At 43.8% G+C, this 16,274-nt stretch carries 11 protein-coding genes; 4 read left to right on the top strand and 7 right to left on the bottom strand.

Going from position 1 to position 16,274, the window contains the following annotated elements; translation table 11 throughout:
- Positions 1-351 precede the first annotated feature (351 nt).
- Both QUA01_RS18750 and QUA01_RS18745 read right to left on the bottom strand, forming a co-directional pair.
- The gene (locus QUA01_RS18750) at positions 352-2,157 is read right to left on the bottom strand and encodes a serine hydrolase (protein ID WP_333091783.1); all 1,806 of its coding nucleotides are present in this window, start codon (positions 2,155-2,157) and stop codon (positions 352-354) included.
- A gap of 168 nt (positions 2,158-2,325) precedes the next feature.
- Positions 2,326-3,060, bottom strand: coding sequence for a calcium-binding protein (locus QUA01_RS18745; RefSeq protein WP_333091784.1), 735 nt, complete (start codon positions 3,058-3,060; stop codon positions 2,326-2,328).
- Positions 3,061-3,340: 280 nt separating this feature from the next.
- Between QUA01_RS18745 and QUA01_RS18740 the strand changes: the two genes are divergently transcribed.
- Entirely contained in the window at positions 3,341-4,696 is a 1,356-nt protein-coding gene (locus QUA01_RS18740) for an AAA-like domain-containing protein (RefSeq protein WP_333091786.1), read from the top strand.
- 305 nt (positions 4,697-5,001) lie between these two features.
- Here the strand turns inward: QUA01_RS18740 and QUA01_RS18735 are convergent, their stop codons facing one another.
- On the bottom strand, positions 5,002-5,820 hold the full coding sequence (locus tag QUA01_RS18735) for a calcium-binding protein (protein WP_333091788.1): 819 nt from the start codon (positions 5,818-5,820) through the stop codon (positions 5,002-5,004).
- A 413-nt stretch (positions 5,821-6,233) separates the two neighbouring features.
- On the opposite strand from QUA01_RS18735, the gene QUA01_RS18730 reads away from it, so the two are divergent.
- Entirely contained in the window at positions 6,234-9,794 is a 3,561-nt protein-coding gene (locus QUA01_RS18730) for an AAA-like domain-containing protein (protein WP_333091789.1), read from the top strand.
- Between the two features lie 317 nt (positions 9,795-10,111).
- Here QUA01_RS18730 and QUA01_RS18725 read toward each other — a convergent pair whose 3' ends face one another.
- Positions 10,112-10,744 carry a 7-carboxy-7-deazaguanine synthase QueE gene (locus QUA01_RS18725; protein WP_333091790.1) on the bottom strand — a complete coding sequence of 211 codons (633 nt, stop codon included), beginning with the start codon at positions 10,742-10,744 and terminating at the stop codon, positions 10,112-10,114.
- Positions 10,745-10,936: 192 nt separating this feature from the next.
- Positions 10,937-11,635 (bottom strand): class I SAM-dependent methyltransferase, encoded by a 699-nt coding sequence (locus tag QUA01_RS18720; RefSeq protein WP_333091792.1) that lies wholly within the window; start codon positions 11,633-11,635, stop codon positions 10,937-10,939.
- Between the two features lie 830 nt (positions 11,636-12,465).
- On the opposite strand from QUA01_RS18720, the gene QUA01_RS18715 reads away from it, so the two are divergent.
- Positions 12,466-13,233: a hypothetical protein gene (locus QUA01_RS18715; RefSeq protein WP_333091793.1), complete on the top strand. Its 768-nt coding sequence runs from the start codon at positions 12,466-12,468 to the stop codon at positions 13,231-13,233.
- Positions 13,234-13,717: 484 nt separating this feature from the next.
- Positions 13,718-14,164, top strand: a complete 447-nt coding sequence (locus QUA01_RS18710) for a hypothetical protein (RefSeq protein WP_194070633.1) — start codon at positions 13,718-13,720, stop codon at positions 14,162-14,164.
- 159 nt (positions 14,165-14,323) lie between these two features.
- Here QUA01_RS18710 and QUA01_RS18705 read toward each other — a convergent pair whose 3' ends face one another.
- Positions 14,324-14,884 (bottom strand): cyclic nucleotide-binding domain-containing protein, encoded by a 561-nt coding sequence (locus QUA01_RS18705; protein ID WP_333091795.1) that lies wholly within the window; start codon positions 14,882-14,884, stop codon positions 14,324-14,326.
- A gap of 348 nt (positions 14,885-15,232) precedes the next feature.
- On the bottom strand, positions 15,233-16,222 hold the full coding sequence (locus QUA01_RS18700; RefSeq protein ID WP_194070635.1) for a DUF1517 domain-containing protein: 990 nt from the start codon (positions 16,220-16,222) through the stop codon (positions 15,233-15,235).
- Between the last annotated feature and the right edge of the window lie 52 nt (positions 16,223-16,274).

Genomic DNA, 16,274 nt, shown 5'->3' with positions numbered 1-16,274 from the left:
TATAACAAAAACAGTTCGTAGTGCGGAATTGAGTCTGCCCTACGAACTAATTTTATTGCGGTCAATCGCTCGGACACGATATGATATCGTTTCCGGTTGCATCGGAATAATAAAATTGAGTCAACAGTCAGTAGGGGCGGTGGATGGTGCGTGCCCGCCCTCTTAATACCATTTTTCTAAAGATGTACTATAGATGACCCCCCCAACCCCCCCTTACTAAGGGGGGGTTGGGGGGGTCATATCTAGCTTTATGAAATTGGTATAACTTAACAGTCAACAGTCAACAGTCAACAGTCCACAGTCAACATTCATATATATGAGTGCAACCGAAATTGATATGATTTATCAATATTATTTGACATCAGCACTCGGTGCAACCCTATTCCAATTTACCCGAGAAGCACCGTACAAAATAAAATTATCCAAAAGTCCGTAAGCATCCCCGCAATTGTAACCCTTAGCCTCTACACATTTCTTGTCCGCCCTTTGATTCACCGCCACAAAAATATCAACTCCATCCGGCAACACACCCGCATACATCTTCAAATTAGCAAAATCATCAAGGATGTGACCTCCATCGTCCACAGGCGGCAATTTCCACTCCTTCGGATTATTCTTTCCCCCTAGTTGAATTGCCCAAGCATGAGTACCATCAAGCGCTCCATTGTGAGCAGTATATCGATTCCAAACATTATTTCGCTTTTCCCCAATGCGCGGGTTATTCTCATAACCACCCACCCAATATTGTGACATAAATTTGAGAAAAACTCCAGCTTCTGCAGCTAGCGAACCGGTGCCGGGACTCAGATCTGTGTTTCTGCGGGAAAAAAGAACCTGGCTTAAATTCCAAGACCAATTTATCCTCCCCGGCTTGGTATTTATCCAGCTAGAAAAATCGCAAAAGTTACCCTTCCAAATGCAGTGCGGTCGCTTCAAATCCCATCCCTTACCGTAGTAATTCTTTCCGTTCCAGTGGCGCTTTTCCGGTTCGCGACTGCTAAAATTTTCTACTTCTTGGGTCATAAAAATTCCGTTGTTAGACGTAGTAGGAATTCCCAACTCTGTTTTGAAAAAAAGCTCCAAAGCAGAGCCTTGATGAGTTTCTGGTTTACCCGTTTTAGCAGCATATCTGCCAGAAGCTACAAGCTGCTGCATAATAATCGTAGGAAATGCCGGACTGGTATTGGAATAATGATATTGACCGAGGGGATACTGAAGGCATCGCCCAGCCAAAACCAGCATAGTTTCTTCTAAATTAGGACTTGGCAAAAAATAGCCTGCGTTAGGGGAAATTCCCAGTTGAGTTTTAGCTGAACCGACAGATTTGTTTCCCCATTCATTGATAAGTAGCTGTTCTTGCGATTGAAAATCTGCTGCTGTTTTCAAATTCCGAAGCACTGGCAAATTTGCAGTTACATCTTGACCGTATCTGGGGGCGCTGCGCTGAAGTCCCGAGCGGTGCGAGAGCAGGTGTCCGAGGGTGACGTTTTGCCACTGTTTGTCGGCAAATCCTGAGTTGAGATTGCTACAATTACGGTCTTTAATTGCTACGGGAAATTTGACTTTCCCCGAAAATACGGCGTGCAATTTTTCAGGGATAATCGCGACTGGATATTGCTTGTTCAAACCGGGAATTAGGGGCGGATAATGCTGGGGATCGAACAATTTCATTCCTTCGATTTGCTCGTCAGTCAGTTCTAAGCCAGCCCGATCGCGCGCCGTCTGTTTCAGCGCCCAGCGCACCATTGCAAAGGTAACAGGCTTGCTGATGCTGCCCATACGCATGGGGGTATCTGCGGGTACGATCGCGCTTTGAGGAGCCTGCATATCGTCGCCGCAAGCCGGATTTGCGTTCAAGGTCGATCGGCCTTTCATGCGCCCCAAGCCCCAAACACCCACGGGCTTACCTTTGACAGAAACACCGAGGACAGCCGCACCGACGCAGCGGTAGCGCATGAACTCTGTCAGGGATTGCAAAATCGGCTGGAGTTGCGCGTCACCGCTACCGCTAACGGGGATGCTTTCTTCTGCTAAAGCTGTGTTGTTGTTCGACTCAAAAACTTTTCCAAAGCCTCCTAAGAGGATAGCACAAATTAAGGTTAGATTTGTGTAAAAAAATCTGTTAAATTTGAGTTGATTAAAAGCAATTTTTATCATAAAAGCCTCTGGTTTTAAAATAAAGGGCGGTACTCAATTTCCCGCCCTTTCGTAGCGATTGTCAACGTAATTTGATAGATGAAGTCAACCGCAGATATCGGGCAGACGCAACAGTGATAGACCCAGATTATTTCAAGATAGGCAAGCGATATTTGCAATTTAACTCTACTATAGAGGGACGGGAGGTGCGGATGAGAATACTAGATTTGGGTTGACATTAATTAATTTTTGGTCTTGCACAACCCCAATCAAATTGTCCTTGTAGAAGATACCAGTATCTTGAACATTATTGCCGTTCCACTCGCCAACTTTGAGAGAATAGCCGTCTGCGAAATTGCCTTTAATTTGAATTTTGTCTTGACCTAAAGTAAAATCGGTAATCGTAGCATAGCCGGTGCCGAGATAGTAAACATTGTTAACGTTGCCGAGTACAAATGTGTCCGCACCCGCGCCGCCTGCGAGAGAATCCGATTCAGTACCGCCGCCGATACCGTTACCAGCACCCGAAAAATTAGCACCGTCAAGGTAATCGTTACCGTCGCCGCCGATGAGATAGTCTTTGCCGCTTCCTCCGAATAAATAATCGTTGTGAAATCCGCCGGACAGAAAGTCTTGCCCAGCACCTCCATACAGCATATCTTCGCCAGCTTCGCCGTATAATTTATCATTACCGGCGCCGCCATCTAACTTATCGCTACCGAAGCCACCGTCGAGGAGGTCGTCTCCCGCGAGACCGGACAAGATATCATCGCCTTTATTGCCGTAAATTGTATCATTTGAAAGCTGAATTTGACCTTGGTTGTTGATTGTCCAATTTTGTCCAACTAAGGATTTGTGGAATTGACCGTCGCCGTTGACAGTGTTGTTGTCGTCGTAGTCTGTACCGTTGATAACTGATGACATTTTTGTGACTCCTGTTTACTTTTCAAGTGGTGCAAGGGTGAGAAAGACTCAACTAACTTGCTTGATGTGTCTAGTTTCTCCTTTCGTCAAGCAAGCGACAATGGGAATAAAATCAGGTGTTTAAAGAACTAAAAAATGGCTGGCAACAATGATTTACAGTAAAAACTCAGCTTAAATCAGTTAAAATAGGGAAAAGTCAGGGTAATTTCCCGATGGAGGAACAACTCTTCTCTGGCAATAGTCTGCATACTTACGTATATACGTACTCACGGGCGAGCCCATGAACTCAGAATTAGAATTATCTTGGAGCAAAACCAAAGAATCTGCCGATCGCATTTTTGCCCAAAACACTGGCAAATATCTCAGCGACCTCGAAACGAAAGTCCTGCAAGGTTCTTGGGAAGGCAAAAGTTACGATGAAATCGCCAAAACCTACGGCTACAGCGCTGAATACCTCAACAAAGATGTCGGTAACAAATTGTGGCACAAGCTTTCTGAAGCTTTGGGAGAAAGAATTACTAAGAAAAATTTCAAAGAAGCGCTGAGGAGAGCTTATGAAGCAGAACCCAGTCAATCTTTGTCTGCAAATCCGCCCTCGCCAACATTACCGACGGCGGCAAATTTGCAATTCCCCGAAGGTTCAGTAGCCTTAGATTCACCTTTTTATATAGAGCGTTCCAGCATCGACTCTCTCTGCGAGGAAACGGTTGTCAAACCCGGTTCTCTGATTCGGATTAAGGCCCCGGAGATGATGGGTAAAACTTCACTGATGAACCGGATTTTAGCTCGCGCTGTCCGAGAAAATTATCACGCAGTTTATTTGGATTTGAGCGCCGCCGATCGAGGAATTTTAACAAATCTTGATAAATTTTTGCGTTGGATGTGCTTGATGGTAAGCCGGCAGTTAAAGTTAGAAAATAAGTTAAACGAGTATTGGGATACGGATATTTTGGGCAGCAACGATAACTGTACTGTATACTTTGAAGAGTATTTGCTGGCAGAAATAGCAACTCCTCTAGTGTTGGGATTGGATGAAGTCGATCGCATATTTCCCTACACAGAAGTAGTTGAAGATTTTCTGGGGATGCTGCGAAGCTGGCACGAAAAAGCCAAAATTTCTGATATCTGGAAAAATTTACGGTTGGTAATGGCGCATTCTACGGAGGTTTATATTCCTTTGGATATGAATCAATCTCCGTTTAATGCGGGAGTGCCCGTGGAACTGCAGGAGTTTGACAGCCAGCAAATCCACGATTTGGCTGGGGTTCACGGCTTGGATTGGGGTGATGGACAGTTTCAAGAGTTGATAAGTGCGATCGGCGGACATCCTTATTTAGTAAGATTGGCAATGTATGAGGTTAGTTGTGGCAAAATTTCATTAAATCAGCTATTAGAAAATGCTGCCTCAGAATCGGGAATCTACAGCAATCATTTGCGGAAGCATTTAGAGATTCTGCAACAAAATCCCGAATTAGCTTTAGCTTTGAAAAAAGTTGTAAATTCCCCGGAAGCAGTTGAATTAGATTCAATGCAAATTTACAAGTTGCACAGTATGGGAATTGTGGGGCGGCAAAACAATTATGTCATGCCGCGCTGCAATTTGTACCGCGAGTATTTTTGCCGTGTTTTAGGTTGAAAAGCATGGTTTGCAGTTTATTGTATCAGATGCTGTTCGGTCGATCGACCGCGATTGCTGTAGATATCGCTTTGATATGGTTTCCGGTTGGATCGGAATGATTTAACCGCAGAGGACACAGAGAACGCAGAGGGAGACAAGAGAGAGATGAATAATTCACATGAATAGCGGATTTGGTATGAGTTTTTCAGTTTTATGCAAGTGGACTTAAGCTATAAGGCGGGGGTTTAAATCCCCGCCGGACTTCGCGAAAAAATGTGGAAAGTTGACACCAATAGCTGGTAATGCAAAACCTACAGATAGAATTAGACGAATGACAGGGTTAAATCCGCAGCCATGTTATCTGCAACTACAGCAATCATGTCACCTTGATAAAATATTTTCGTGTCTTTGAGTGACTGATTCCCATAACCGTATTGGCCCGATGTAAATTCGTAATCTTGCTTTTTACCCAGCATTAAGATTGCATCCCCATCAGATTTCTTAAAGTCCCGAATAATCGCATAAGCAGTCTCGCCTAAGCCATCTAAGTAAGGAAGTTTAGGGTCTGGGCCACCGTTCATAACTAGCGAGAATGTATCTGCTCCCGAACCACCAATCAAGGTGTCGATTTCATAAGAATCATATTGTCCTGGCCCGTTGGTGTGGCCGATGAGAATATCATCGCCACTATTGCCTTCCAACCAGTCGGAACCGCGGCCGCCACAAAGCTGATCTTTACCGCTACCGCCAAACAGGAAGTCGTCACCGTCAAGACCTTTGAGTGTATCTGCACCGCCACCGCCAAAGATTGCATCGCGAACCTGATTGTCATCACTCCCGATTAGATAGTCAGCTCCTGCTGTTCCCGTTATGTTGTCATTGGGTAAGCCACCGATTTTATCGAAGCTGCCGAACAAGCTGTTAGCAAAGTTACGGTCAGAGGCGATTATTTTACGTGTTTCTACTATTAAGTTATCATTGATGTCTGGCCGAGGAACGTCGGTAAAGTCTTCAATCAAACCGGAATTATTAGGCTTGGGCTCGTCATCGGGATTGGTTCGAGGAACGTCGGTCAAGTCTTCAATCAAACCGAATCTAGGGGTAAAAATGTTAGCATCGGCGATCGTTCTAAGTGCTGTCATGGGAGTAGTTCCTATTTGTGATGATTTTCTGAGTTTGCGGAAGCGATAAGTGTTTGTATTTGTTTGCTGCACCTTTTGCTTCCTGTTATCAGTTTCGTGCTAAAACTCTTGAACGGCAATGGTGATAAAATCAGGTATTGTAGGAACTGATAAATAGCTTCAGGCTTTTAATTTATAGGGAAAAATCAGGTGCAGCCTGACAAAGCATCATCAAAATCAGGACTCAGGAATCAGATCAAAGAAACCGGGTTTTTACCTAATCTGTCGCCTATAACCAAGGATTTGCCCAAAAAACCCGGTTTCTGACTGTCGATTCGCCAGTCGTCAAAATCAGCAAAAGTCAGGTTTTTTGATAAATCTCTACATAGTCAGGTTTGCGATCGTACAATCAAATCTAGATATGGGTGCAGGTAATGATGAAAGAATCTCCACTTGGTTATGAATATCAGATTGGCGGTAGTCTCCCAGCAGATGCGTCGTGTTACGTGACGCGCCAAGCAGACTTGGACTTTTACGAATGTTTGAAGGCTGGTGAGTTTTGTTATGTTTTAAATTCGCGGCAAATGGGTAAATCTAGTTTGCGGGTGCGGGCTATGCAAAGATTGCAAGCTGAAGGTACTGTTTGCGCTTTTATCGATTTAACTGGGATTGGTAAGGAGGATGTAACTGCGGAAAAGTGGTATGCTGGTATTGTTAATTCTTTGGTCAGTAGCTGTCAGCTAGGCAATAAAGTTAATTGGCGGAGTTGGTGGCGCGATCGCCGGGATTTGTTTTCGCCTCTACAGCGGTTTAGTTTGTTTATTGAAGAAGTTGTTTTAGTTGAAATAAAACAAGATATTGTTATTTTTGTTGACGAGATCGATCGCGTTTTAAGCATGAATTTTTCTACGGATGAGTTTTTTGCTCTGATTCGCTGGTTTTACAATCAAAGAGTTGACAATTTTTTATACCGGCGTTTGACTTTTGCGCTGTTGGGAGTGGCGACACCGGCGGATTTGATTGCTGATAAAACTCAAACTCCTTTTAATATTGGTAAGGCGATAAATTTAGGCGGTTTTAAAATTGATGAAGTGCAGCCTTTGATTGATGGTTGGCGGGGACAAGTTGGTGATGCTGAAAGTGCGTTAGCGAAGCCCTCGCAGAGGATCGCCCAAATTCTAGATTGGACGGGCGGACAACCTTTTTTGACTCAAAAGCTGTGCAAGTTGGTGCTTGAGGAATCTGCATTGGGAAATTCGCGATCGGTTGAAGAGGTGGTGCAGTTGCGGATTGTGGAGAATTGGGAGTCTCAGGATGAGCCTGAACATTTGAAAACTATTCGCGATCGCATTTTGAGAAATCAGCAAAAAGCAGGGCAGTTATTGGGGCTTTACCAGCAAATCTTGCAGCGGGAAATAGGCACTGATGGGAGTCGCGAACAAACCGAGTTGCGCCTCTCAGGTTTGGTGGTTCTGCATCAAGGCAAATTAAAAATTTATAACCGAATTTATGCCGAGATTTTCAATCTTGAATGGGTGGATAAACAGTTGGGCAAGCTGCGCCCTTATGCGGAAAATTTTAATGCTTGGAATGCTGCCAATTTTGAGGATAATTCGCGGTTGCTGCGGGGAAATGCCCTACAAGAAGCTTTGGACTGGGCAAAAAATCAAAGTTTAAGTCCTCTGGACTACCGCTTTTTAGCGGCGGCTCAAAATTGGGAAAAGCGAGAAGTTCAACAGGCTTTAGCAGTCAAAGAAGAAGAAGGTCAGATATTAGCAGAGGCGAATGAAATTTTAGTTTTAGCTCAACAACAGGCGAAGGTTAAATTAACTCAAGCCCAGCGGAGAGCTACCCGGATTGTGGCTATCGGTTCTCTAGTTTTGGCAGTTTCTATGATCACAGCAATCTCAATCCAATTACAAGTAAAAAAAGCCCAACAGCAACTGGCAGAACAACAAGTAATCTTGCAAACTTCATTTTCTAAAGCAGCTTTGGTTTCCGATTCTTTTGAGGCGCTGCTGAAAGCATTACAAGCAGCACAACAGATCAAAGGATTAGAAAAATTAGCCAGCAATGAGACACAGATACAAGTAACGAGGGGGCTACAACAGGCAATTTATCATGTTAGAGAACGCGATCGCGCGATCGGTCACCGTGGCGCTATCAAAAGTGTAACTTTCAGTCCCGATGGCAAAATTTTTGCTTCTGCTAGCGAGGATGGTACGGTAAAACTCTGGAATGCTAGACCAGCTACATTAATATCAACCCTGACAGGACATACTGGTAGAGTTACGAGTGTGAGTTTTCATCCTAATGGCAAGATTTTGGCTTCTGGAAGTGAAGATGGTACTGTCAAGTTGTGGGATGTAACGCGCAGCACTTTAATTAAAACTATTAAGGCTCATCATAGCTGGGTGAGAAGTGTCAGTTTTAGTCCTGACGGTCAAATTTTCGCTTCCTGTAGTTCCGCTGGTTTTATCAATTTGTGGAAAACAGCAGACGCTACATTATTAAAAACTCTGAAAGCACATACCCAGATCGTTACCCATATTAGTTTTAGTCCCGATGGTAAAACTCTCGCTTCTGCAAGTTTTGATACAACCGTGAAGCTTTGGAATGTTGGCGATGGATCTCTCATAAATACTCTGGAAGATCATAAAAGTAACACCAGAAGTGTCAGTTTCAGTCCCGATGGTAAAACCTTAGCTTCTACCGATCAAGACGGCATAGTGAAACTGTGGAATGTAGTAGATGGAACTTTACTGCAAAACCTTCCAACCCATCGCAGGGCTGTCTGGAGTGCAATTTTTAGTCCAGATGGCAATACTCTAGCCACTATCAGTTCCGATAGTACAGTCAAATTGTGGAATTTAGAGGATATAAACGACAATACAACTGAACCGCAACTTCTTAAAGGACATCGTGGCAGAATTTTGAGTATTGGTTTTAGTCCAGATGGCAAAACTCTGGTTTCTGGAAGTTTTGATAGTGCAATTAAGCTCTGGAATTTAGATGTGAGGGAACCGCAAACCATTAAAGGAAATAGCACTAATGTTCAAGCTGTAAGTTTTAGTCCCGACGGTAAGATGTTAGCTTCTGGTAGCGACGACTTTAAAATAAAGTTATGGAATAAGAAAAATGGTACTTTACTCCAAACTCTCAACGGTCATCAAGGTCTGGTGCTAAGTGTTAGTTTTAGTCCCGATGGTAATATATTAGCTTCCGGCAGTGTTGACAAAACAATTAAGTTGTGGAATGTCCAAGATGGTAGACTACTAAAAACTCTCAACGGTCATAGCGCTTGGGTGAGAAGCGTTCGCTTTAGTCCAGATGGAAAGACCTTTGTTTCTGGCAGTTCTGATAGTACGGTAAAACTTTGGAATGTAGCAGATATGAGGTTATTGCAAACCTTTAAAGAACCTCGCAGTATTGTAACCGATTTAAGTTTTAGTCCAGATGGAAGAACTCTAGCTGTGGCTTGTTCTGACGGTGATATACAGCTATTAAATTTAAAAACAACGACTTTAATGCAGAGTTTTCCCGCCCATAGCGGTTGGGTAGCTACCATTAGCTTTAGCCCAAATGGTAAAATTTTTGCTTCTGGTGGTTCGGACAGTATAGTCAAACTATGGAATGCAGAAAATGGCCGATTATTGTTCACCCTAGAAGGACATTTATCTGATATAACTAATATCAGTTTTAGTCCAGATGGCAAGACTTTAGCTTCCTCTAGCGATGACGGTACAGTGAGGATATGGAATGTAGAAAATGGTCTGGAAATATCAATTTTAGAAGGACACCTTGGCCGCGTTACCAGCGTGATGTTTAGCCCAGATGGCAAAACACTGGCTTCTAGTGGGCTTGACAATACTATCAAGTTGTGGAACTTAGAATTTGATTTAGATCATTTTATCAGGCAAGGTTGCTTGTGGTTGGAAGATTACTTTGCTTCCCATCCTGAAGAGGCGAGAAAATTTAGCAAAATATGTAAATAAATAATTTATGGCTGAGCATTTATATCGCCAATCATCCTGACGAAAGGGCGATCGCCCAAATCTGCAATCCTTAAAAAAATTGAATAATATCGTGTCCGATATACCCGATCTAAGACGTTGATGTCACCAATGGCGGGGATGGGGCGAGTTGATGGGATTATTTGTGGGTTTCATAGCAATTCCGGTTGCACTCCTCATGATGTTAACTGTCAACTGTCAACTGTCAACTGTTAACAGTTAATTTACTATTTCGATGAAGAGAGAATTTGATATCATAGATAGTTGGTGAATCCGCCTCCTACAGGATTTTAGGATGTTTATTGCACGCCAATAAACTTGTGAGTTTGCAAAGACAACCTATAACTCGGATGCTGTTTTAGTAACTCCAAAATAATCGGAATCGCCCGATCGCGCGATTCCCATTCCGGCTGCAAAAACACAGGCACATTCATATCCTCAACAAAATATTTTTTGTAAAAATCAACTTCTTCGCCCGTGCTAACTACCAACTTAATTTCATTAGCTTTCTTCCAGAAATGCTCTTCTACCGGATATTTAGGATTGACGTGTTCTTTAGGAGAAAGAGTAATCCAAGCCAGCGGCGAAACATCTTGCCAATAGGCGCCAGAAGTTTCGATACTTACCTGTTTGTCAGCTTGTAACAATGCTGCAACTAACTCCGGTAAATTCTGGTGAATGAAAGGTTCGCCGCCAGTAATGACAACTCTCGGAGACTGCAATTGAGCTAGCAATTGTGCGATCGACTGCGGCACCGACGGCAAACCTTTGCCACCATTTCCGTAGCCAGTATCGCACCAAGGACACCCCACGGGACAACCTGCCAATCTAATAAAATCAACTAAAGTACCTGTCCAATAACCTTCGCCTTGAACAGTGCACTGAAAAGTTTCGTGAATCGGTAATTTTATTTGTAAATTTGATGCCAGCATTTGTCACTTTAAATTAATAATATTTGTTGAGGATTTTGATTAATTGTAATTGATCGTCGGTAATTAATATAGTTCTAGATACAGGGGTAGGCAGAAACCGGGTTTTTCACGAAAATACTGTATCGCAGCCTTGAATACAGATAAAAACCCGGTTTCTTTGGTCTTAATAAAGTTCCCAGCAACTAGAACTCTTTAATTTTGATGTTCCGGCTGCATCATAGTCGCCCAGCGGCGTTTCAGGGCTAAAGTTAGTCCGTCAGCAATGGGGACAACACTCAGAGTAACTCTCGGATCGTTACGCAATTTGTCGTTGAAACTGCGAAGGGCGAGGGTACTTGTGTCTTGTACTTGAGGATCGGCAACTCGTCCCGACCACAGAACGTTGTCAATTACTATTAAACCGCCATTGCGTACAAGTTGGAGCGATCGCTCAAAATAAGCCTCATAATTTTCTTTATCTGCGTCTATAAATGCAAAATCAAAGGTTCCGGCTTGTCCCTCGGCTATTAGTTTGTCGAGAGTATTGATTGCCGGCCCCAATTGCAAGGAAATTTTGTTTGCGACACCCGCCGCTTCCCAATAGCGTCGCGCTATAGAAGTATATTCCTCGCTGATGTCGCAGGCAATAATTTGACCGTTAGGAGGCAGGGCTAAGGCTACGCACAGGGAGCTATAACCAGTAAAAACGCCAACTTCTAAGGTTTTTGTCGCTCCCATAAGCTGCACCAGCATCTCCATAAACTGACCTTGTTCGGGAGCTATTTGCATCATACCCATCGGATGCTTAGCAGTTTCTTCTCGCAGTGCAGCGAGAATATCTGGCTCCCGCAGGGAAATAGATAATAGATAATCGTAAAGTTTATTTTCTAGACCAATAGTTGAGTTCGCCATCGGTTTGTCCTTCCTGCTGACTTTTGATTTGAGATTGTATGCGTGCAGTTATTGGAAATCGGATACGGTAGAGTTAATTTTAGCTATTTTGCTGTGGCTGCAGCTTGCGGTATGACCCTCTCGGTGACAAGCTGGTAATTTATTTGCTTTCACGGGCGATCGACCTTTCAATCAGTTTATCTCAGCCGCAGGCGATCGAGCAGCTCTGCAAAAGAAAAGTGGAGAGAGGAGCGTTTTGACATTGCTGCGTTCTTCCCCAAGCGTAACCCTGTGAGTTATACCAGTTCAAAAAAGAATGCCACTGTAGATAAGCTGTAAACCCAGACACAATCAGTCATTACTAATTTCAAATCTTAAATTTTAAATGGTATGACTTGGGGGAAATCTGACTTTATCCGATCGCTAATCGCTAATGAATAATTATTTATAACTTAGGCAATTCTCACAGACAAACCGTTTTATTTAACTATTATTGCTCGGCGAAAGATCGTGTATTTTTTTTCAACAAACCAGGTGTCTGGAAACTCTTGTGTCCTGGAATATTACTAATCACTAATAAACTGGGTTGAACAATAGGACGCTTTATCAACTGTCACAGCTTATTCTTCCACACCCCAAAAACCTACCCACAATCAAAATAACATTCCACGATTGAGATATAGCAAGTATTTCGATGAAAAAGTCAGGTTGGTTGCAACCCTTGCCTAGCACTGTTACTCATAACTAATTAACCGAGATTAATAGGACGATTACTTAACTGTCACAGTTTCTGGCTCCATATCAAAACAACCTACTCACAATCAAAATAACATTTCACAAAGGCTCTCTTTATGTACAGTTTTGCAGGTTTTGGTGCGGGTACTGGCTTATTTTTATTGTTGATTTTTGCCATTCTGCAATGGCTGCACGTCCCCGCCGGCAGTTTTATTGATTGGGTAATTGCCATTGCTATTTTTGAATGGCTGTTGCTGATAGTTACTGTTCCTTGGAATGTCCATTTTGAAGCTAAAGAAGTTTTAGCGCAAGCGGCTGAATCTACTAAAAAAAATATTGCTGTCGATCATGAACAAGTCAAATACGTTAATGTATTAGTTCGCCGATCGCTCTTTGTGGCGATCGGCCTGCATCTCGGAAGCGCGATCGTACTTTACGCCCTAGCCGCCACTGGAATTAGTGCTGTGGGCTATCTCAGTTCCGGTGCTGCACTGCTGTTAACTGTAATGCGTCCAGCTATCCGAGGTTATCAATATTTAGCCCAGCGGCTGAGAACTATCCGCAGCCAATTTTTGTACCCCCGCGAAGATATTGTCGAACTCCGCAGCCGCTTTGCAAGCTTAGAATCTACAGTTAAAGATTTATCCAATCAATTCAGTTTAAATAATCCGAATTCGTGGGTAGCTGTCCAAGAGCGGGAGCAACAGGCTACCACAAGAGAATTAACTAATTTATCGGCATCTCTACAATCTTTGCAAGCGAAAAATCAGGCAGAACACACTAAACTGGCAAGAGATGCAGAAAGTGCGATCGCCCAGCTTACCGACGACGGACAATTTCTCAACCACGTCCGCGAAATCATCCGCTTCTATAAAGAAGCATAAAAAAAGTCAGTAGTCATTAGTCAGTAGTCAGTAGTCATTAGTCATTAGTCATTATTCATTTTAGCCTGAGCGAAGCCGAAGGCTAGTCATTGGTCATTTTAGCCTGAGCGAAGCCGAAGGCTAGTTATTAGTCATTGGTCATTAGTGCTTTCCCCTCCGAGCGAACGTCCAATGTCCGAACGTCCCCGATCGGGAACGTCATTAGTCATTAGTCATTTTCGCAATTTCCAATTACGAATTCCCGATTACCAATGACTAATGACTAATTCTCTATCTTTAGATAGATGCCCTATACTCGCCCGGTGTAAATTTTTGAATAAAAACACCATTAAATCTGTCTTGAGGAAGACGGAATAAGTGTATTATAGATAACAGCAATTTTGAGGAAACTATAACCAAAGATAGTTTGTTAATGAGTTAGCTTAAGCTTAATATTAAACTATAAGCGAAAGACCTTTTTGAAAAGATAACTCAGGAAAAAATCATGACTAATCGCCAACCAACACCGCCCGAGAGTGAAATTAGCAAATCAACACCAACCGACAAAGAAATCGAAGCTAATATGGAAGCCCCCCACTACGACAGGGGCATTACTCCTGCTGAGACAGCAGCGCGCCAAGAACGCGAAGGTGCTAACTTCATGCACGCAACCACCGAAGCAAAGCAGAAAAGCGCCAAAACAGACGACCAAACCGATAACGAAAGCATTAACACTACAGATGGTTATACAGTAGACCAAGAAGGTCTGGTTAACAATTACGCGATCGAACCGGAAATGTACATCAACGAACCGGGCGATTTGAAAGCAAAAGAAGAAGCCGAAGCAGCAGAACGCGCTCGAATTCTTGCGGAAATCAAAGATAAAAAAGGCGAGGAAGGAAAACTGACAGAAGAAGCAGACACCCGTCACAAAGGGCCAGGAATTATCTAGATTGTCTGGTTGATAGTTGCACCTCAGCGCGCGAGGTAGCAACTCGAAAGGGCGCGGATTTTTTTAGATACGGGAAAGGTCGATCGACCTTTCCCCTAAAATCCGGGCCCTATTTTGCTTGAGAATGCTGTGACATATATCCCGATGCCTAAAAATTACTCAAGCCCTAACATTTTGCCTCAGCCAATTAAACTTTGCCTGAGCTAGGGCTAAATTTTGCATAATGCTAGGATTGATATCCTCGCGCTCTAATTCTGGTTGATCAAATTCTTCTATATTGCGCCCATATTCTATATGTCTAATTGTACCGCGCATCCTGTCTGCCAAACAGAGCGAAATTCCATAATAAAAACGGGAAGCAAAACCCATATCTTGTTCGAGTTTGACTACTAACTGCCGCCGGGGAATTGCCAGCAAGTGAGTTTTTTCGATCGCCTTTACCGTAGCCAAAGGAGGGCGAGCATCAATAAAAGAAACTTCTCCCACAAGTTCACCGCTAGCTATTCTAGCGAGTTCTTTCGTCTCTTGGGCCTCAATCGAAACGCTCAAACTCCCTTCCAAAACAATATATAACGCATCTATCTGTCTCCCTTCAAAAATCAAAATCCCGCCCGCATCGAGAACTTCCCTTTTACCTTTTTGGATGATCCAGTCAATATCATCATTATTTAACTGGCTCAAAATAAAAAGTGCTTTTTTTCTGCTGCTGCTGTGTGGCATAAATTTAGCTCCCGATCGCTTCTTTATATAATCATCTTTCGTCTGCTCGTTACCAGTCGGAGCGACAGTAATGCAGATCCGGATGAAGAGCCTTTCTTTACCTCTGCGCCTCGGGATAGAAAAAATTGTGGCAGATGTTTAAGTTATTAAATTTTCGTTCCCAATCGCTGAGGCATCGCGTTGAATAATTAATCTTTCAATAATAGCATTTGTTGAATAAATTTTTTGAACTCGATCGGCATTCACAACAGATTGCAAATTTCTTGTCTGACAACCGATCGGGTTCGCCCCACAGCTTTCTTTGGGGATGGGGCGCCCGAAACAATTCTCAGCGCCCCGTTTGGCTCGCTAAATCAATCGCAAATCAGGATAGCCGGCCAACATATCATCAGCAGTGAGAGTGTCGCCGCTAGCTTGAGGAGTCCACAGCACCTCAACCGCCAGCAACTGCTCGCTCGATACTCCACCAATCTGGCGCAAAGCTTGGCGCAAATCTTCAGAGTTTTTCACCGAGGGCAATTCCAATTTGCCTTGAGTACCGACAATCACCGTCACCACAATAAATTCACCGGGAGCGGAATTCAAATCGGAAGTAACCAGCGCGCCGTTTTCCTGCAAACCAGGCAAGATATTGCTGCTCCCTGCCTGCCGGAGCTGATTGTTATAATTCGAGAGCGTTTCTTCAGAAAACTTACTGCGTTCTGCCAAAGAAAACTGGTTAAATTTAGCTTCGGCTGCTTCCAAGCGAGTTTGCATAGATTCAGCGCCCGCGTAAACCCAGTATTCAGGATGGCGCAGCATCGCCAGAGTAGATTCTTGCAGCACTTGAGCGCGACCGACTGCTGTATCGGTATCCGCTGTGCGCGCTAGGGAGTCGAGTTCGGCTTGCAAACTGCGGGCCTCTGCTAACAAACCCACTTGCAAGCGGGCCACAGATACCGTGGTGCTAGAAACGCTGTTGCCGAGTTCGTCAGTTCCACCCCGGGCGCTGCGGAAGCTTTGCACGAGGAAATTGGCGATCGAAATAAAAATCAAAATCGAGAACAGGCCGCCAAATCCGCCGCCAAATCCAAAAAACGGCAGCAAGAACGGGAAACCAAATCCACCGCCAAATCCGCCACCATAGCCGCCAGGGTAGTAACCCCCTCCAGACGGCGCGCGACTGGGAGATGAATAACTGCGCGCGGGCGCTCCAAAAGATCCGCCGCCCATACGTCCTCCGCTGCGAGCAGCCAGGGCTCCGTCAGCGTTACTGAGGGCTAGCGTCACTACCAGACCGATCGCAAATAGTGATTTCAAAAGCGGTTTGATCATCTTTGTAATTAGTTGCTTGTACATAACACCGTTACTATTCGATACATTTATAATTTACAATCTATTCTTGCGGATG

Source organism: Microcoleus sp. S36a_B3, assembly GCF_036700745.1.
Taxonomy (GTDB): Bacteria; Cyanobacteriota; Cyanobacteriia; order Cyanobacteriales; family Microcoleaceae; genus Microcoleus.
This window is presented reverse-complemented; position numbering and strand designations above follow the sequence as displayed.